This is a genomic window from Pseudomonas moraviensis, assembly GCF_900105805.1.
GTDB lineage: Bacteria > Pseudomonadota > Gammaproteobacteria > Pseudomonadales > Pseudomonadaceae > Aquipseudomonas > Aquipseudomonas moraviensis_A.
On the sequence record NZ_LT629788.1, the window covers coordinates 5,894,705 to 5,912,076 of the forward strand.

The following is a 17,372-nucleotide window of genomic DNA, read 5'->3' on the forward strand; positions in this document are numbered from 1 at the left end:
ACAGCTTTGGAGGCTCACCATGGAGCACTGGAAACGCACGATCGAACGGGCCAATCGCTGCTTCATGCTGGGCGAATTGATCGACGCCCGCGAGGCTTACCTGCAAGCCCTGGCCCTGGCGCAAGTGCTGTTCGAACGCTGGGCGGATGCCGACGAAGCAGTGGCGGCCTGCGTCGTCTCTCATCACAACCTCGCCGACCTGCATCTGCGCCTGAACCAACCGGAGGAGAGCGCCGAGTACCTGTGCGCCATCCACCAACGCCTGTTGCAGACCATGCAGGACGAACGCCTGCGCCCCGCCCTGCGTGAGGCGGCGCTGCGCCAGAGCAGCAAGACCTACGTCGAGCTGTTGAATTTCATCAGTGAGCACGGTGAGTACCCGCGCACCCAGCGTCTGCTGCATCCCGACACCGGCAATGCCCGCCGCGCCTCAACTTCTCATCAGTACGGAGTCCATTGAAATGGCTTTTACCTTGCCCGCCTTGCCCTACGCCTACGATGCCCTCGAGCCGCACATCGATGCGCAGACCATGGAGATCCATTACACCAAGCATCACCAGACCTACATCAACAACCTCAACGCCGCCGTGGAAGGCACCGAGTTTGCCGAGTGGCCGGTGGAAAAGCTCGTCGCCAGCGTGCAGCAACTGCCGGAAAAACTTCGCGCGGCGGTGATCAACCAGGGCGGCGGTCACGCCAATCATTCGCTGTTCTGGGAAGTCATGGTGCCCAACGGTGGTGGTAAACCCGACGGCGAGCTGGCCAAGGCCATCGACGAGCAACTGGGCGGACTGGACAGTTTCAAGGAAGCGTTCACCAAAGCCGCGCTGACCCGTTTCGGCAGTGGCTGGGCCTGGCTCAGCGTGACCCCGGAGAAAAAGCTGGTGGTGGAAAGCAGCGGCAACCAGGACAGCCCGTTGATGAACGGCAATACACCCATCCTCGGCCTCGATGTCTGGGAGCACGCCTACTACCTGCGCTACCAGAACCGTCGCCCGGAATACATCAACGCGTTCTACAACGTGATCAACTGGCCGGAAGTTGCTGCGCGCTACCAAGCCGCACTGGTTTGAGCCTTCAATAAAAACAATCAGGGCTGACTATGGGCACTGAAACACTGGCGATTGGCAGCGGGCGGATGTTTCGTTACGCGGTGGGCTCGCTGTTGCTGTTGGCGGGGATGACTCTGCTGGTCGCCCACGGTTTGCACTGGCTGAATCTTGAACCCAGGTTGCTGCGCGCATTGCAGGGCGGCGCTATCTGCGCCTTGGGCACGGCGCTCGGCGCGGTGCCGGTGCTGATAATCCGGCGCATGCCGCAGGCACTCAGCGACACCTTGCTGGGATTTGGTGCCGGGGTGATGCTGGCGGCGACGGCGTTTTCGCTGATCGTGCCGGGCATTGCTGCGGCTGAGAGTCTTGGCCTGACGCCGTGGGCCGCCAGTGGTTTGATCTGCTTTGGCATCCTGCTCGGCGCGTTCGGCCTGTATCTGGTGGATCGCAGGGTTTCCGGTGCTACGCCGGAGATGCTCGTCGGCACGCTTGAGCGTCCGGTGATTCCACCGCGCATCTGGCTGTTCGTGTTCGCCATCATCGCGCACAACATTCCGGAAGGCATGGCGGTCGGCGTTTCTGCCGGTGGCGGTATGGCGGATGCCGACAGTCTGGCGATGGGCATCGCGTTGCAGGATGTGCCGGAAGGTCTGGTGATTGCACTGGTGCTGGCCGGGGCGGGAATGTCGCGGGTCAGGGCCTTTCTGATCGGCGCGGCGTCAGGGCTGGTCGAACCGGTGTTTGCGCTGTTATGCGCGTGGCTGGTGAGTCTGGCTCAAGTGCTGTTGCCACTGGGGCTGGCGCTGGCGGCCGGGGCGATGTTGCTGGTGGTGACTCACGAAGTGATTCCGGAGTCGCGCCGGCATGGACATGACAAGCTGGCGAGTCTTGGCTTGTTGATCGGGTTTTGTCTGATGATGGTGATGGATACGGCGTTGGGTTGAATGAAGGTGAGGAGGGAGCAAGCTCCCTCATTGGCGGATCAGCCGCCTTCGTCGAAGTAGTTGTTGATCAGCTCCACCAAGGCGTCCATAGCTTCCTGAGCCTGTTCGCCCTCGGTGCTCAAATGGATTTTGGTGCCCTTGCCAGCCGCGAGCATCATCATCGCCATGATGCTTTTACCGTCCACTGCTGTCTCGGGCGTGCGACCGACTCTTATCGTAGTCTCCGGAAACTTGCCGGCCACGCCGACAAATTTGGCCGATGCCCGGGCATGCAGGCCCAGCTTATTGATGATTTCGATTTCACGAGCAGGCATCGCGGTGTGAATCCTTTAGGTGAGGTCGCGGTGGCGAACCTGGACGTTCTTCAGGGTTTTCTGCAGGGCCTGACCCAGGCGTTCGGTCAGGTAGACGGAGCGGTGGTGCCCGCCGGTGCAGCCAATGGCAATGGTGACGTAGGCGCGGTTGCTGGCGGCGAAACGTGGCAGCCACTTGTTCAGATAGGCGTAGATGTCCTGATACATTTCTTCGACATCCGGCTGTTCCGCCAGGTACTCGGCCACAGGTGCATCTAGTCCGGACTGCGCACGCAGCTCCGGTTTCCAGTACGGATTGGGCAGGCAGCGGACGTCGAAGACCAAATCGGCATCGACCGGCATGCCGCGCTTGAAACCAAACGATTCGACCAGGAACGCCGTACCCGGCTCAGGCTGATTCAACAGGCGCAACTTCAGGGTGTCGCGCAGTTGATACAGATTGAGGTGGGTGGTGTTGATTTTCAGGTCGGCCAGATCGGCGATCGGGCCGAGCAGGGCGCTTTCATCGTGGATGGCTTCGGCCAGGGAGCGATTGGCGTTGCTCAACGGGTGACGACGACGGGTCTCGGAAAAACGCTTGAGCAGGGTTTCTTCGTCGGCGTCCAGATACAGCACATCGCACTTGATATGCTTGGCCCGCACGTCTTCGAGCAATTCGGGGAAACGAGACAGATGGCTCGGCAGGTTGCGCGCATCGATCGATACCGCGACCAGCGGCTGCGCCAGCTCGGTGTGGATCAACGCGCGCTCGGCCAGTTCCGGCAGCAGGCCGGCCGGGAGGTTGTCGATGCAGTAGTAACCGTTGTCTTCAAGGACATTCAGGGCGGTACTTTTACCCGAGCCCGAACGGCCACTGACGATGATCAAACGCATGATTAGTGCCCGTTCTGCTCGTCCAGTACAACCTGGTACAGGGCCTCGTTGCTCGGAGCGCTGCGCAGTTTTTCGCGCACTTCCTTGCGGTCGAGCATGCTGGCGATCTGGCGCAGCAATTCCAGGTGCGCATCGGTCGCGGCTTCCGGGACCAGCAGCACGAACAGCAGGTCCACCGGGGCGCCGTCGATGGCGTCGAAATCGATCGGGGCTTCGAGGTGCAGCAGCGCGCTGACCGGCGCCGTGCAGCCCTTGAGGCGGCAGTGGGGAATGGCGATGCCGTTGCCGAAACCGGTGGAGCCGAGTTTCTCACGGGCGATCAGCGCCTCGAAGACATCCTGCATCGCCAGATCCGGCACTTCGCGGTGGATCAGGTTGGCAATCTGTTCGAGGGCTTTTTTCTTGCTGCCGCCCGGCGCGTTCACCTGGGAACGGCCGGGGGTCAGGATGGTTTCAAGTCGGATCATGGGATAGGGGGGTTAACGACCGGTTGCGCCCTGGAGGAGGCTCTCGGTCTTTTCCTTATGCTTTTTGAGTTGGCGGTCCAGCTTGTCGGTGAGTGAGTCGATCGCAGCATACATGTCGGTATCTTCTGCGTTGGCGACCACTTCTTTTCCGGGAATATGCAAGGTGGCTTCGATTTTCTGCTGCAGTTTTTCGACGCACATCGTGACCTGCACGTTGGTGATCTTGTCGAAATGTCGCTCCAGTCGTTGGAGTTTTTCCTCGATGTAGGAACGCAGAGGTTGGGTCACTTCCAGTTGGTGTCCACTGATGTTGACTTGCATACAGCTTCTCCTTCGTTGCCAGTGCATAAAGCGGCAGGCCGAAAAGCCTGCCACTGGAACGCTGTAACGTGGCTTACATCAACCGCTTGCGTTCGCTCGAAGGCGCGATTCCGAGGGATTCGCGGTACTTGGCGACGGTGCGGCGAGCCACCTGAATGCCTTGTGCCTCCAGTAAACCAGCGATCTTGCTGTCACTCAACGGCTTTTTCTGATTTTCCGCCGCGACCAGTTTCTTGATGATCGCGCGAATCGCCGTGGACGAGCATTCGCCGCCTTCGGAGGTGCTGACGTGGCTGGAGAAAAAGTATTTCAGTTCATAAATACCGCGCGGGGTATGCATGAATTTTTGTGTGGTCACCCGCGAGATCGTCGACTCGTGCATGCCGACCGCTTCGGCGATGTCATGCAGCACCAGCGGCTTCATCGCTTCGTCGCCATATTCGAGGAAACCGCGCTGATGTTCGACGATCTGCGTGGCCACTTTCATCAGGGTTTCGTTGCGGCTCTGCAGGCTCTTGATGAACCAGCGGGCTTCCTGCAACTGATTGCGCATGAAAGTGTTGTCGGCGCTGGTGTCGGCACGCTTCACAAAACCGGCGTACTGGGCGTTGACGCGCAGACGTGGCACTGATTCCTGGTTCAGTTCCACCAGCCAGCGCTCGTTGTCCTTGCGCACGATCACATCGGGAATGACGTATTCGGCTTCGGTCGATTCGATCTGCGAGCCCGGACGCGGATTGAGGCTCTGCACCAGTTCGATGACCTGGCGCAGTTCGTCTTCCTTGAGCTTCATGCGCCGCATCAACTGGCTGTAATCGCGGCTGCCGAGCAGGTCGATGTAATCGGCGACCAGACGTTTGGCCTCGGTGAGCCACGGCGTCTTCGCGGGCAGCTGGCGCAATTGCAGCAGCAGGCATTCGCTGAGGTTGCGTGCGCCGATCCCGGCGGGCTCGAATTGCTGGATGCGATGCAGGACGGCTTCGATTTCGTCGAGCTCGATGTCCAGTTCCGGGTCGAACGCTTCGAGAATTTCTTCGAGCGTTTCGTCCAGGTAACCCTGATTGTTGATGCAATCGATCAGAGTCACGGCGATCAGGCGATCGGTGTCGGACATCGGCGCCAGGTTCAGTTGCCAGAGCAGATGGCTCTGCAGGCTCTCGCCGGCGGAAGTGCGGGTGGTGAAATCCCACTCGTCGTCATCGCTGCTGGGCAGGCTGCTGGCGCTGGTCTGATAAACATCTTCCCAGGCGGTGTCTACCGGCAGTTCGTTGGGGATGCGCTCGTTCCATTCGCCATCTTCAAGGTTGTCCACCGTCGGGGCGGCTTCCTGATAGGAGGGTTCCTGGATTTCGGCGGGCTTCTGTTCGGCGTTGTCGGCCAAGGGATCGGCGTTATCGAAGTCGTCGCCTTCTTCCTGGCGTTCGAGCATCGGATTGGATTCCAGAGCCTCCTGGATTTCCTGTTGCAGGTCCAGGGTCGACAATTGGAGCAGGCGGATGGCCTGTTGCAGCTGCGGTGTCATCGTCAGCTGCTGGCCCATTCTCAAGACTAGCGATGGTTTCATGGCAGGGGCTTAACACCTTATTCGCCGGCGCTTTGCGCCATCCACTACAGGGCGCCGAAGCGCCAAACTTAAGCAAATTATATGCCTGAAACTGAAGTGTTTGCCTAGAGCGCTGTAACAATTAAAGCGGATAAATGCGCCTTGAATCGATACAGCGCTGGCGCGCTTACAGGCGGAACTCGTGACCCAGATACACTTCCTTGACCAGATCGTTGGCCAGGATGGTCTCGGCATCGCCTTCAGCGATCAGTTGACCGTCGTTGACGATGTAAGCGGTTTCGCAGATATCCAGCGTCTCACGGACGTTGTGGTCGGTGATCAACACCCCGATGCCCTTGGCCTTGAGGTGGTGGATGATCTGCTTGATGTCGCCGACCGAGATCGGGTCGACACCGGCGAACGGTTCGTCGAGCAGGATGAATTTCGGCGCAGTGGCCAGAGCGCGAGCGATTTCCACCCGGCGACGCTCGCCACCGGACAGGCTCATGCCGAGGTTGTCGCGGATGTGGCTGATGTGGAATTCCTGCAGCAGGCTTTCCAGCTCCTTGCGACGACCGGCCTTGTCGAGTTCAGGACGGGTCTCGAGGATCGCCATGATGTTGTCGGCGACCGACAGTTTGCGGAAGATCGACGCTTCTTGCGGCAGATAGCCGATACCGGCCTTGGCGCGGCCATGCATCGGCTGGTGGCTGACGTCCAGATCATCGATCAGCACCCGGCCCTGATCGGCCTGCACCAGGCCGACGATCATGTAGAAGCAGGTCGTCTTGCCGGCGCCGTTCGGGCCGAGCAGGCCGACGATCTGCCCGCTGTCGATCGACAGGCTGACGTCACGCACGACCTGGCGGCTTTTATAGGCCTTGGCCAAGTGCTGAGCTTTCAGAGTTGCCATTACTGGGATTTCTCTTCGGTTTTCTTCTTCGGCTGGATCACCATGTCGATGCGCGGACGCGATTCGGTGACCTTGCTGCCCGTGGCGCGACCGGCGCTGGCCAGTTTCTTCACGGTGTCGTAGACGATTTTTTCGCCTTGGGTGACGTTGTTATCCTTGTCGATAACCTTGGCCTTGTCGATCAGCACCACGCGGTTCTGCTGGGCGTGGTATTGAATCGTCACGCCGTAGCCCTTGACCGGGTTGGCGTCGCCCTGGGTCTGCAACTGCTCGAAGTAAGCCAGATTGCCCACCGAGGTCACCACGTCGATATCGCCGTTGGGCGCGCGAGTCATGGTCACCGTGTTGCCTTTAACGATCATCGAGCCCTGGGTAATGATCACGTCACCTTTATAGGTGGCGATGCCATTCTTGTCGTCCAGCTGGGCGTCGTCGGCCTGAATGCGGATAGGTTGCTGCTGATCGTTCGGCAGGGACCAGGCGCTCGCGCTTCCCAGTGCTGCGCCCAGACTGAGCAAAATAGGGAGGGTTTTAACGAGCCTCATACTGTCCTCTTACGTTCGATTGCAGGTGTATCCTGCTGTCCTTCAGGTACGCTTTCATTCCGACGCCAGTCGACACGCCGCCAGCGCCCTCGATTCTAACGGGTTGCGCAGTCTGCGCATATTCCTGCTGCGGGAACACCGTCATGCGGGTGCTGGTGATCAGGGTGCCGCGCTTTTTCTCATCGGTGCGCTGTACGCGGACCGAATCGATCAATTCCACTTCGGTACCGCCCGAGTTCACTTCGCCGCGCTCGCTGGTCACGTGCCACGGGAAGTCGGTGCCGCGATACATGTTCAAATCAGGCTTGGTCACCAGCGTGACATCGGTGGCCTTGACGTGCTCGGCCTTGTCGGAGGTCATCTCGTATTGCACCTTGCCGTCGGGCAGGTACTGGATGGTGTGCGTGTTGGTCGCGTACCAGTCGATCGGGTTCTCGGCAGTCGAGACCGGAGGCTTGTCGAGGAAGCGTTCCGGGCTGATGTTCCAATAGCCCACCGCAGCGAAAATCGCCGCGATGCAGCCGAACAGCAGGAAGTTGCGAAACTTTTTGCTAAACATGGTCTGGCTCACAGGTACGCGGCGTTGGCCGCTTCGAGGCGGCCCTGGGCGCGCAGGATCAATTCGCAGAATTCGCGGGCAGCACCTTCCCCGCCACGGGCGCGGGTAACGCCGTGGGCGTGTTCGCGGACGAAATCGGCAGCGTTGGCCACCGCCATGCCCAGCCCTACGCGGCGGATTACCGGCAAGTCTGGCAGATCGTCGCCCAGATAGGCGACTTCTTCATAGCTTAGGCCCAGTTGTGCGAGCAGGCCGTCGAGAACCACCAATTTGTCTTCGCGCCCCTGAAACAGATGCGGGATGCCGAGATTCTTCGCGCGGCGCTCGACCACCGGGGTCTTGCGACCGCTGATGATCGCGGTTTGCACGCCGGCATTCATCAGCATCTTGATGCCCTGGCCGTCGAGAGTATTGAAAGTCTTGAACTCGCTGCCGTCTTCGAGGAAGTACAGCCGACCGTCGGTGAGTACACCGTCGACGTCGAAGACTGCCAGTTTGATCGCTTTGCCGCGTTGCAGCAGATCGTTGCTCATTACATGACTCCTGCGCGCAGCAGATCGGAGAGGTTGAAGGCGCCGATCGGGCGATCCTCCTCGTCGACGACTACCAGGGCGCTGATTCGATGGTCTTCCATGATTTTCAGGGCTTCGGCGGCAAGCATGTCGGGCCGCGCGGTTTTGCCATGTGCGGTCATCACTTCGTCGATGGTCGCGTTGCGAATGTCGATGGTGCGGTCCAGGGTGCGACGCAGATCACCGTCGGTGAAGATCCCGGCGAGTTTGCCGTCGGCCTCAAGGATAGCGGTCATGCCGAGGCCCTTGCGGGTCATTTCCATCAGCGCATCCTTGAGCAGGGTGCCGCGCTGGACCTGCGGCAGTTCCTCCCCGGCGTGCATGACGTTTTCCACTTTCAGCAACAGGCGCCGGCCAAGTGCGCCGCCCGGATGCGAGAAGGCAAAATCTTCGGCGGTAAAACCGCGCGCTTCCAGCAAGGCCACGGCCAGGGCGTCACCCATGACCAGCGCTGCGGTAGTCGAAGATGTCGGTGCCAGGTTCAACGGGCAGGCTTCGTGCTCAACGTGCACATTGAGATTGACCTCGGCAGCCTTCGCCAGCGGCGACTGCGGGTTGCCAGTGACGCTGATCAACTGGATGCCCAGGCGTTTGATCAATGGCAGCAGCGTTATGATTTCGTTGGTCGAACCGGAGTTCGACAGCGCCAGAATGACGTCGTCGCGGGTGATCATGCCCATGTCGCCATGGCTGGCTTCGGCGGGATGGACAAAAAACGCCGGAGTGCCGGTGCTGGCCAGGGTCGCGGCGATCTTGTTGCCGATGTGCCCGGATTTGCCCATGCCGACCACGACCACACGGCCCTTGCTGGCCAGAATCATCTCGCAAGCGCGTACGAAATCGGCGTCGATATGGGCCATCAAGCCTTGGACGGCTTCCACTTCGAGGCGGATGGTGCGTTGTGCCGATTGAATCAGGTCGCGGGTTTTGCTCATGTCAGAATCGTATGGGCCGATGAAAAGGCGGCGATTATAGCGGTTATGTGGCAAAGCCTCACGCAAGTTCGTCGTGCTTTGTCATTACTGGTTACCAAAACCCTCTGAAAGTCGCTGCGACCCTCATCTGTCGGCGATTCAGGCCGGGTTCTCGCTTGGGCGCTCAGCCTTTGCAGTGATATAGTTCGCCGCCAGTTCGGCCTGCCCGGGATGCAGGTGTTTCCGAGGAAAGTCTGGCATCCCAGTGAGAGGCTGCATCGCAAGGAGTTTAGATGAGTGCCGATAACGCCTACGCGGTCGAGCTGAAGGGAGTCTCCTTCAAGCGCGGTGCGCGGAGCATTTTCAATAACGTCGATATCCGCATCCCGCGCGGCAAGGTCACCGGCATCATGGGGCCTTCCGGCTGCGGCAAGACCACGCTGCTGCGTCTGATGGGCGCGCAGTTGCGCCCGTCCAGCGGCGAAGTCTGGGTCAACGGGCAGAACCTGCCGACGCTGTCGCGCAGTGACCTGTTCGATGCGCGCAAGCACATGGGCGTGCTGTTTCAGAGCGGTGCGCTGTTCACCGACCTCGATGTGTTCGAGAACGTAGCCTTTCCGCTGCGGGTTCACACGCAACTGCCGGAAGACATGATCCGCGACATCGTCCTGCTCAAGTTGCAGGCCGTGGGGCTGCGCGGTGCCATCGAACTGATGCCGGACGAGCTGTCCGGCGGCATGAAGCGCCGCGTCGCGCTGGCCCGGGCAATTGCCCTCGATCCGCAGATTCTCATGTACGACGAGCCTTTCGTGGGCCAGGACCCGATCGCCATGGGCGTACTGGTGCGCCTGATTCGTTTGCTCAACGATGCACTGGGCATCACCAGTATCGTGGTGTCCCACGATCTGGCGGAGACCGCGAGCATTGCCGATTACATTTATGTAGTGGGCGATGGTCAGGTGCTGGGGCAGGGCACGCCGGAGGAGCTGATGAATTCGGATGAGCCGCGTATCCGCCAGTTCATGACCGGCGATCCCGATGGTCCGGTGCCGTACCATTTTCCAGCGACGGATTACCGCGCAGATCTTCTGGGGAAGCGCTGATGCGCAGAATTTCATTGATGGAACGCGTGCGTCGGTTCGGCGAATCGGCGATCGACGCGGTCGCGGTGTTTGGTCGGGCGACCCTGTTCCTGTTTCACGCCCTGTTTGGCCGTGGCGGTATCAGCGGTGGTTTCGGCCTGTTGGTCAAGCAGCTGCACTCGGTCGGCGTCATGTCGCTGGTGATCATCGTGGTCTCCGGCATTTTCATCGGCATGGTGCTCGCGCTGCAGGGCTTCAGCATTCTTTCCAGCTATGGTTCAGAGCAGGCGGTGGGGCAGATGGTCGCCCTGACGTTGCTGCGTGAACTGGGGCCGGTGGTCACGGCGTTGCTGTTTGCCGGTCGCGCCGGTTCGGCATTGACCGCCGAGATCGGCAACATGAAATCCACCGAGCAGTTGTCCAGCCTGGAAATGATCGGTGTCGATCCGCTCAAGTACATCATTGCCCCGCGCCTGTGGGCCGGGTTCATTTCCCTGCCGGTGCTGGCGATGATCTTCAGTGTCGTCGGCATCTGGGGCGGTTCGTGGGTCGCGGTCGACTGGCTGGGCGTTTACGAAGGCTCCTACTGGGCGAACATGCAGAACAGTGTGACCTTCACCAGCGACGTGCTCAACGGCGTGATCAAGAGTGTCGTTTTCGCTTTCGTCGTGACCTGGATCGCCGTATTCCAAGGCTATGACTGTGAACCCACTTCCGAGGGAATCAGTCGTGCCACCACCAAGACCGTGGTCTTTGCCTCGCTGGCAGTGCTCGGTCTGGACTTTATTCTGACCGCTTTGATGTTTGGAGATTTCTGATGCAAAACCGCACCCTGGAAATCGGTGTCGGCCTGTTCCTGCTGGCAGGGATCCTGGCTTTGCTGCTGCTCGCCTTGCGCGTCAGCGGCCTGTCTCCGACTTCGTCCACCGACACCTATAAGTTGTATGCCTATTTCGACAATATCGCCGGTCTGACGGTCAGAGCCAAAGTGACCATGGCCGGTGTGACCATCGGCAAGGTCACCGCCATCGATCTGGATCGCGACAGTTTCACCGGTCGGGTCACGCTGCAGGTGGATAAAAAGGTCGACAACCTGCCGGTTGATTCGACTGCGTCTATCCTCACCGCGGGCCTTCTGGGCGAGAAATACATCGGTATCAGCGTCGGCGGTGAAGACACTCAGTTGAAAGACGGTGGAACCATCCATGACACGCAGTCGTCACTGGTACTGGAAGACCTGATCGGTAAATTCCTGCTCAATACCGTTAGCAAAGACGCCAAATGAGGAGCTTTTGAATGATCTCTATCTTGCGACGTGGCCTGTTGGTGTTGCTCGCGGCCCTGCCGTTGATGGCTAACGCTGCACCGGGACAATCGGCTCATGACCTGATTCAGGACACCACGAACCGGATGCTTGCCGATTTGCAGGCCAATAAAGAGAAGTACAAGCAGGATCCGCAGGATTTCTATGCGGCGCTGAACGGCATCGTCGGTCCCGTGGTGGATGCCGAGGGCATCTCCAAAAGCATCATGACCGTGAAGTATTCGCGCAAGGCCACGCCTGCGCAGATGCAGCGCTTCCAGGAAAACTTCAAGCGCGGTCTGTTCCAGTTCTACGGCAACGCTCTGCTGGAATACAACAACCAGGGCATCACCGTTGACCCGGCCAAAGACGAATCGGGCGACCGCACCAGCGTCAACATGACCGTCAAGGGCAGCAACGGCGCGATCTATCCAGTGCAGTACACCCTTGAGAAGATCAATGGCGAGTGGAAGCTGCGCAACGTGATCATCAACGGCATCAACATCGGCAAGCTGTTCCGTGACCAGTTCGCCGACGCCATGCAGCGCAATGGCAACGATCTGGACAAGACCATCGATGGCTGGGCCGGTGAAGTGGCCAAGGCCAAGCAGGAAACCGACAAAGCCGCCGCGAAGCCAGCCCAATGAGTGAGGCGGCAGTACGGATGAGTGATGTCGACGAATTGGTACTCAGCGGCGTGCTGGATTACCGCACCGGGCCTGACCTGCGCAAGGAAGGGCAGGCGCTGATCAAGTCGAGCAAGGCGTCGGCGCTGGTCATCGATTGTTCGGCGGTGCAGAAGTCCAGCAGCGTCGGCCTGTCGTTGCTGCTGTGCTTCATGCGTGATGCTCAGGCGGCCGGCAAGGCCGTCAGCATCCGCGCGATGCCCGAAGACATGCGCGAAATCGCTCAGGTCAGCGAGTTGACCGAGCTGTTGGCGCACCCCTGAACCCTCATCTATAAAGAAGCCCCCCGTCAGAGTCCTGCGTTGCGGGGTTCGCAGGCGCGGGGCTTTTTTGTATGATGTCCGACCCGTGCGCACAGGGCGCCGATTGAGGTTGAGCATGCAGGCCGTAGAAGTGAAGAGCTTCCTTGAAGGAAAGCTGCCAGGAACGCTGGTAGAAGTTGAAGGCGAAGGCTGCAACTTCCAGCTGAACGTGATCAGCGATGAACTGGCGGCGTTGAGCCCGGTGAAGCGTCAGCAGCAGGTCTATGCCCATTTGAACCCATGGATCACCGATGGCAGCATCCATGCGGTCACTATGAAATTTTTCAGCAGCGCGGCCTGGGCCGAGCGCACCTGAGCCCTAGGGCGTCGAGATACTAATGGATAAATTGATTATTACCGGTGGCGCTCGTCTTGATGGCGAGATCCGCATTTCCGGGGCAAAGAACTCTGCCCTGCCGATCCTGGCCGCGACCCTGCTGTGCGATGGCCCGGTGACCGTTGGCAACCTGCCGCACCTGCACGACATCACCACCATGATCGAGCTGTTCGGGCGCATGGGCATTGAGCCTGTGATCGACGAGAAGCTCAGCGTCGAAATCGACCCGCGCACCATCAAAACTCTGATCGCGCCGTACGAGTTGGTGAAAACCATGCGTGCGTCGATCCTCGTACTGGGCCCGATGGTCGCGCGGTTCGGTGAAGCCGAAGTCGCACTGCCGGGCGGTTGCGCCATCGGTTCGCGTCCGGTCGACCTGCACATCCGTGGCCTGGAAGCCATGGGCGCGGTCATCGACGTCGAAGGCGGCTACATCAAGGCCAAGGCGCCTGAAGGTGGCCTGCGCGGCGCGCACTTCTTCTTCGACACCGTCAGCGTGACCGGTACCGAAAACATCATGATGGCCGCAGCACTGGCCAAAGGTCGCAGCGTGTTGCAGAACGCCGCCCGCGAGCCTGAAGTGGTTGACCTGGCGAATTTCCTCAACGCCATGGGCGCCAAGGTTTCCGGCGCCGGCACCGACACCATCACCATCGATGGCGTCGAGCGTCTGGGTTCGGCTTTCTATAAGGTCATGCCTGACCGTATCGAAACCGGCACCTACCTGGTTGCTGCAGCCGTCACCGGTGGCCGCGTCAAGGTCAAGGACACCGATCCGACCATCCTCGAAGCGGTGCTGGAAAAGCTGCGTGAAGCCGGCGCGGAAATCACCTGCGGTGAAGACTGGATCGAGCTGAACATGCACGGCAAGCGCCCGAAAGCGGTCAACGTGCGCACCGCGCCGTACCCGGCGTTCCCGACCGACATGCAGGCACAGTTCATCTCGCTCAACGCCATTGCCGAAGGCACCGGTGCGGTGATCGAGACGATCTTCGAAAACCGCTTCATGCACGTGTACGAACTGCACCGCATGGGCGCCAAGATCCAGGTCGAAGGCAACACCGCGATCGTCACCGGTACCGAAATCCTCAAGGGCGCGCCTGTGATGGCCACCGACCTGCGGGCTTCGGCCAGTCTGGTGATCTCGGCACTCATGGCCGAAGGCGACACGCTGATCGATCGCATCTACCACATAGACCGTGGTTACGAGTGCATCGAAGAAAAACTGCAAATGCTGGGTGCCAAGATCCGTCGCGTTCCGGGCTGATCGCTGCATCGGGACACACGGACGTGTCCACTGAATTCGTTTCGAGTCGAGGGTGTGCGCACCCTCGATGTGTGTCCGGCGCCGATTGCGACCGGGCATGAGTACCTTGATAAGGACTGACGTTTCCCATGTTGACCATCGCACTGTCCAAGGGCCGCATCCTTGACGACACACTGCCGCTTCTCGCTGAAGCGGGCATCGTGCCGACCGAGAATCCGGACAAGAGCCGCAAGCTGATCATCCCCACGACCCAGGACGACGTGCGTCTGCTGATCGTGCGCGCCACCGACGTGCCGACCTATGTCGAGCATGGCGCGGCCGACCTCGGCGTCGCCGGTAAGGACGTGCTGATGGAATACAGCGGCCAGGGCCTGTACGAGCCGCTGGACCTGCAGATCGCGCAGTGCAAGCTGATGACTGCCGGCAAAATCGGCGCGGCCGAGCCCAAGGGCCGTCTGCGCGTGGCGACCAAGTTCGTCAATGTTGCCAAGCGTTACTACGCCGAGCAGGGCCGTCAGGTCGACATCATCAAGCTGTACGGCTCGATGGAACTGGCGCCGCTGATCGGTCTGGCCGACAAGATCATCGACGTGGTCGACACCGGCAACACCCTGCGCGCCAACGGCCTGGAGCCACAGGAACTGATCGCCACGATCAGCTCGCGCCTGGTGGTCAACAAGGCTTCAATGAAAATGCAGCACGCCCGAATCCAGGCGTTGATCGACACCCTGCGCAACGCAGTGGAATCGCGACACCGCGGCTGATCTACCTGCGTGGCCCAAGGCCGCGCCGTCTATCCGCCTCATAGCCAGAATTCTCAGGTGCCCAAGCGGATCGAATGCTAGTTTCGGGCGCCTGAGTTATTTGCCATTCCTATGAGGCTCTCGCTATGACCGCAACCACTGCAATTCGCCGACTCAACGCTGCTGACCCGGATTTCGCGCATCATCTGGATCATCTGCTGAGCTGGGAAAGTGTGTCTGACGACTCGGTCAATCAGCGCGTGCTGGACATCATCAAGGCTGTGCGCGAACGCGGTGACGCGGCGCTGGTCGAGTTCACCCAGAAGTTCGACGGCCTCGAAGTCGCCTCGATGGCCGACCTGATCCTGCCGCGCGAGCGCCTCGAGCTGGCCCTGACCCGCATTACGGTGCCGCAGCGCGAAGCATTGGAAAAAGCCGCTGCCCGGGTGCGCAGCTATCACGAAAAGCAGAAGCAGGATTCCTGGAGCTACACCGAAGCCGACGGCACGGTGCTCGGCCAGAAAGTCACGCCGCTGGATCGTGCCGGCCTGTATGTGCCGGGTGGCAAAGCGTCGTATCCGTCATCGGTGTTGATGAATGCGATTCCGGCCAAGGTTGCCGGCGTGACCGAAGTGGTCATGGTCGTGCCGACCCCGCGCGGTGAGCTCAACGAACTGGTGCTGGCCGCTGCCTGCATCGCCGGTGTTGACCGGGTATTCACCATCGGCGGTGCGCAAGCGGTTGCTGCGCTGGCGTACGGCACTGAAAGCGTGCCGCGTGTCGACAAAGTCGTCGGCCCGGGCAACATCTACGTCGCCACCGCCAAGCGTCACGTGTTTGGCCAGGTCGGCATCGACATGATCGCCGGCCCTTCGGAAATCCTTGTGGTCTGCGATGGCCAGACCGATCCGGACTGGATCGCCATGGACCTGTTCTCTCAGGCCGAGCACGACGAAGACGCGCAAGCGATTCTGGTCAGCCCCGACGCCGAGTTCCTCGACAAGGTCGCCGCGAGCATCGACAAACTGCTGCCGACCATGGACCGCGCAACCATCATCGAGACCTCGATCAATGGCCGTGGCGCGCTGATCCAGGTGAGCGACATGGCCCAGGCCATCGAAGTCGCCAACCGCATCGCGCCGGAACACCTGGAGTTGTCGGTCGCTGATCCGCAAGCCTGGCTGCCGCAGATCCGTCACGCTGGCGCGATCTTCATGGGCCGCCACACCTCCGAAGCGCTGGGCGACTACTGCGCCGGCCCGAACCACGTCTTGCCGACTTCGGGCACTGCGCGTTTCTCCTCGCCGCTGGGTGTCTACGATTTCCAGAAACGTTCTTCGATCATCTTCTGCTCCGAGGCCGGTGCTTCGGAGCTGGGCAAGACTGCATCGGTACTGGCCCGTGGCGAATCGCTGAGCGCCCACGCCCGTAGCGCCGAATACCGCATCAAAGATGAAGACTTTCTGAAAGAGCAGGGGGAATGAGCATGAGTAAATTCTGGAGCCCGTTCGTCAAGGATCTGGTGCCGTACGTACCGGGCGAACAGCCGAAGCTGACCAGACTGGTCAAGCTCAACACCAACGAAAACCCCTACGGCCCGTCGCCAAAAGCATTGGCGGCGATGCAAGCCGAGCTCAACGACAATCTGCGCCTGTACCCGGACCCGAACAGTGATCTGCTGAAAAACGCCGTGGCCGAATACTACGGCGTGCAAACCAGTCAGGTGTTCCTCGGCAACGGTTCGGACGAAGTGCTCGCGCACATTTTCCACGGTCTGCTGCAACACGATCAGCCGCTGCTCTTCCCGGATATCAGCTACAGCTTCTATCCGGTCTATTGTGGGCTCTATGGAATTGAGTTCGACGCGGTGCCGCTGGATGCGCAATTCCAGATCAACCCGGCGGACTACGCCAAGCCGAACGGCGGGATCATTTTCCCCAACCCGAACGCCCCGACCGGCTGCCTGCTGGCGCTGGACGCCGTCGAGCAAATCCTCAAGGCCAGCCCGGATTCGGTGGTCGTGGTGGATGAGGCCTACATCGACTTCGGCGGCGAAACCGCGATCAGTCTGGTGGACCGCTATCCGAACCTGCTGGTGACACAGACATTGTCCAAGTCCCGCTCGCTGGCCGGTCTGCGTGTCGGTCTGGCGGTAGGGCATCCGGATCTGATCGAGGCGCTGGAGCGGATCAAGAACAGCTTCAACTCCTATCCGCTGGATCGTCTGGCGATTGTAGGTGCGGCGGCGGCGTTTGAAGATCGCGAATATTTCGACGAGACCTGTCGTCAGGTGATCGAGAGTCGCGATTGGGTCGTTGCGCAATTGCAGGCCAAGGGCTTTGAAGTCCTGCCGTCGGCGGCCAACTTCATCTTCGCCCGGCACCCGCAGCATGATGCGGCGGGGCTGGCTGCGAAACTGCGCGAGCAGGGCGTGATCGTGCGGCACTTCAAACAGGAGCGGATTGCGCAGTTCCTGCGGATTTCGATTGGCACGCCGGAGCAGAATCAGGCACTCATCGATGGACTGGGCAACCTCTAAAAGCAAAAAGCCCCTCACCCTAACCCTCTCCCAAAAGGAGAGGGGACTGATCGGGGGATATTGCTGAGGTACGCCGACCTGAATTTGCTTTACCGA

23 protein-coding genes are annotated in these 17,372 nt (G+C 60.3%); 13 read left to right on the forward strand and 10 right to left on the reverse strand.

Annotation, left to right across the window (positions count from 1 at the left end; translation table 11 throughout):
* Positions 1-19: 19 nt before the first annotated feature.
* The 3 genes from BLU71_RS26275 to BLU71_RS26285 are packed head-to-tail and all read left to right on the forward strand — an operon-like array spanning position 20 to position 1,996.
* The gene (locus tag BLU71_RS26275; RefSeq protein ID WP_042608764.1) at positions 20-460 is read left to right on the forward strand and encodes a hypothetical protein; all 441 of its coding nucleotides are present in this window, start codon (positions 20-22) and stop codon (positions 458-460) included.
* 1 nt (position 461) lies between these two features.
* Positions 462-1,073 (forward strand): superoxide dismutase, encoded by a 612-nt coding sequence (locus BLU71_RS26280; RefSeq protein WP_083354224.1) that lies wholly within the window; start codon positions 462-464, stop codon positions 1,071-1,073.
* 29 nt (positions 1,074-1,102) lie between these two features.
* Positions 1,103-1,996, forward strand: coding sequence for a ZIP family metal transporter (locus tag BLU71_RS26285; protein WP_083354225.1), 894 nt, complete (start codon positions 1,103-1,105; stop codon positions 1,994-1,996).
* A gap of 38 nt (positions 1,997-2,034) precedes the next feature.
* Here the strand turns inward: BLU71_RS26285 and BLU71_RS26290 are convergent, their stop codons facing one another.
* The 10 genes from BLU71_RS26290 to BLU71_RS26335 all read right to left on the reverse strand — a co-directional run bounded on the left by BLU71_RS26290 (position 2,035) and on the right by BLU71_RS26335 (position 9,038).
* Positions 2,035-2,310: an HPr family phosphocarrier protein gene (locus tag BLU71_RS26290; protein WP_065615791.1), complete on the reverse strand. Its 276-nt coding sequence runs from the start codon at positions 2,308-2,310 to the stop codon at positions 2,035-2,037.
* 15 nt (positions 2,311-2,325) lie between these two features.
* Positions 2,326-3,183, reverse strand: coding sequence for an RNase adapter RapZ (gene rapZ / locus BLU71_RS26295; RefSeq protein WP_042608760.1), 858 nt, complete (start codon positions 3,181-3,183; stop codon positions 2,326-2,328).
* Between the two features lie 2 nt (positions 3,184-3,185).
* On the reverse strand, positions 3,186-3,650 hold the full coding sequence (gene ptsN, locus BLU71_RS26300; RefSeq protein ID WP_042608759.1) for a PTS IIA-like nitrogen regulatory protein PtsN: 465 nt from the start codon (positions 3,648-3,650) through the stop codon (positions 3,186-3,188).
* A 12-nt stretch (positions 3,651-3,662) separates the two neighbouring features.
* Complete coding sequence (hpf, locus tag BLU71_RS26305; RefSeq protein ID WP_042608758.1) at positions 3,663-3,971, reverse strand: ribosome hibernation-promoting factor, HPF/YfiA family; 309 nt, start codon at positions 3,969-3,971, stop codon at positions 3,663-3,665.
* A gap of 73 nt (positions 3,972-4,044) precedes the next feature.
* Positions 4,045-5,535: an RNA polymerase factor sigma-54 gene (locus BLU71_RS26310; RefSeq protein WP_042608757.1), complete on the reverse strand. Its 1,491-nt coding sequence runs from the start codon at positions 5,533-5,535 to the stop codon at positions 4,045-4,047.
* A gap of 166 nt (positions 5,536-5,701) precedes the next feature.
* Positions 5,702-6,427 carry an LPS export ABC transporter ATP-binding protein gene (gene lptB, locus BLU71_RS26315; RefSeq protein WP_024011621.1) on the reverse strand — a complete coding sequence of 242 codons (726 nt, stop codon included), beginning with the start codon at positions 6,425-6,427 and terminating at the stop codon, positions 5,702-5,704.
* On the reverse strand, positions 6,427-6,972 hold the full coding sequence (gene lptA, locus BLU71_RS26320) for a lipopolysaccharide transport periplasmic protein LptA (protein WP_016771679.1): 546 nt from the start codon (positions 6,970-6,972) through the stop codon (positions 6,427-6,429). The genes lptB and lptA overlap by 1 nt, the downstream gene beginning before the upstream one ends.
* Positions 6,959-7,531: an LPS export ABC transporter periplasmic protein LptC gene (gene lptC / locus BLU71_RS26325; RefSeq protein ID WP_042608756.1), complete on the reverse strand. Its 573-nt coding sequence runs from the start codon at positions 7,529-7,531 to the stop codon at positions 6,959-6,961. Before lptC ends, lptA begins: the two co-directional genes overlap by 14 nt.
* 8 nt (positions 7,532-7,539) lie before the next feature.
* Entirely contained in the window at positions 7,540-8,064 is a 525-nt protein-coding gene (locus tag BLU71_RS26330; RefSeq protein WP_016771677.1) for a KdsC family phosphatase, read from the reverse strand.
* Positions 8,064-9,038, reverse strand: coding sequence for a KpsF/GutQ family sugar-phosphate isomerase (locus BLU71_RS26335; protein WP_042608754.1), 975 nt, complete (start codon positions 9,036-9,038; stop codon positions 8,064-8,066). Before BLU71_RS26335 ends, BLU71_RS26330 begins: the two co-directional genes overlap by 1 nt.
* Before the next feature lie 272 nt (positions 9,039-9,310).
* On the opposite strand from BLU71_RS26335, the gene BLU71_RS26340 reads away from it, so the two are divergent.
* The 10 genes from BLU71_RS26340 to hisC all read left to right on the forward strand — a co-directional run bounded on the left by BLU71_RS26340 (position 9,311) and on the right by hisC (position 17,276).
* On the forward strand, positions 9,311-10,120 hold the full coding sequence (locus BLU71_RS26340) for an ATP-binding cassette domain-containing protein (RefSeq protein ID WP_083354226.1): 810 nt from the start codon (positions 9,311-9,313) through the stop codon (positions 10,118-10,120).
* A complete protein-coding gene (mlaE, locus tag BLU71_RS26345) occupies positions 10,120-10,917 on the forward strand; it encodes a lipid asymmetry maintenance ABC transporter permease subunit MlaE (RefSeq protein WP_083354227.1) in 798 nt (265 codons plus the stop codon). Before BLU71_RS26340 ends, mlaE begins: the two co-directional genes overlap by 1 nt.
* Positions 10,917-11,384 carry an outer membrane lipid asymmetry maintenance protein MlaD gene (gene mlaD / locus BLU71_RS26350; RefSeq protein ID WP_016771673.1) on the forward strand — a complete coding sequence of 156 codons (468 nt, stop codon included), beginning with the start codon at positions 10,917-10,919 and terminating at the stop codon, positions 11,382-11,384. The genes mlaE and mlaD overlap by 1 nt, the downstream gene beginning before the upstream one ends.
* Positions 11,385-11,395: 11 nt before the next feature.
* Positions 11,396-12,049, forward strand: coding sequence for an MlaC/ttg2D family ABC transporter substrate-binding protein (locus BLU71_RS26355; RefSeq protein ID WP_065615792.1), 654 nt, complete (start codon positions 11,396-11,398; stop codon positions 12,047-12,049).
* Positions 12,046-12,351, forward strand: a complete 306-nt coding sequence (locus BLU71_RS26360; protein ID WP_039759362.1) for an STAS domain-containing protein — start codon at positions 12,046-12,048, stop codon at positions 12,349-12,351. The genes BLU71_RS26355 and BLU71_RS26360 overlap by 4 nt, the downstream gene beginning before the upstream one ends.
* Positions 12,352-12,466: 115 nt before the next feature.
* Entirely contained in the window at positions 12,467-12,706 is a 240-nt protein-coding gene (locus BLU71_RS26365; protein ID WP_008085051.1) for a BolA family protein, read from the forward strand.
* Between the two features lie 22 nt (positions 12,707-12,728).
* A complete protein-coding gene (gene murA, locus BLU71_RS26370; protein WP_042608749.1) occupies positions 12,729-13,994 on the forward strand; it encodes a UDP-N-acetylglucosamine 1-carboxyvinyltransferase in 1,266 nt (421 codons plus the stop codon).
* 128 nt (positions 13,995-14,122) lie between these two features.
* On the forward strand, positions 14,123-14,758 hold the full coding sequence (hisG, locus tag BLU71_RS26375; protein WP_016771668.1) for an ATP phosphoribosyltransferase: 636 nt from the start codon (positions 14,123-14,125) through the stop codon (positions 14,756-14,758).
* Positions 14,759-14,883: 125 nt separating this feature from the next.
* Positions 14,884-16,221 (forward strand): histidinol dehydrogenase, encoded by a 1,338-nt coding sequence (gene hisD, locus BLU71_RS26380; RefSeq protein ID WP_042608748.1) that lies wholly within the window; start codon positions 14,884-14,886, stop codon positions 16,219-16,221.
* Positions 16,222-16,223: 2 nt separating this feature from the next.
* Positions 16,224-17,276, forward strand: coding sequence for a histidinol-phosphate transaminase (gene hisC / locus BLU71_RS26385; RefSeq protein ID WP_083354377.1), 1,053 nt, complete (start codon positions 16,224-16,226; stop codon positions 17,274-17,276).
* Positions 17,277-17,372: the final 96 nt, after the last annotated feature.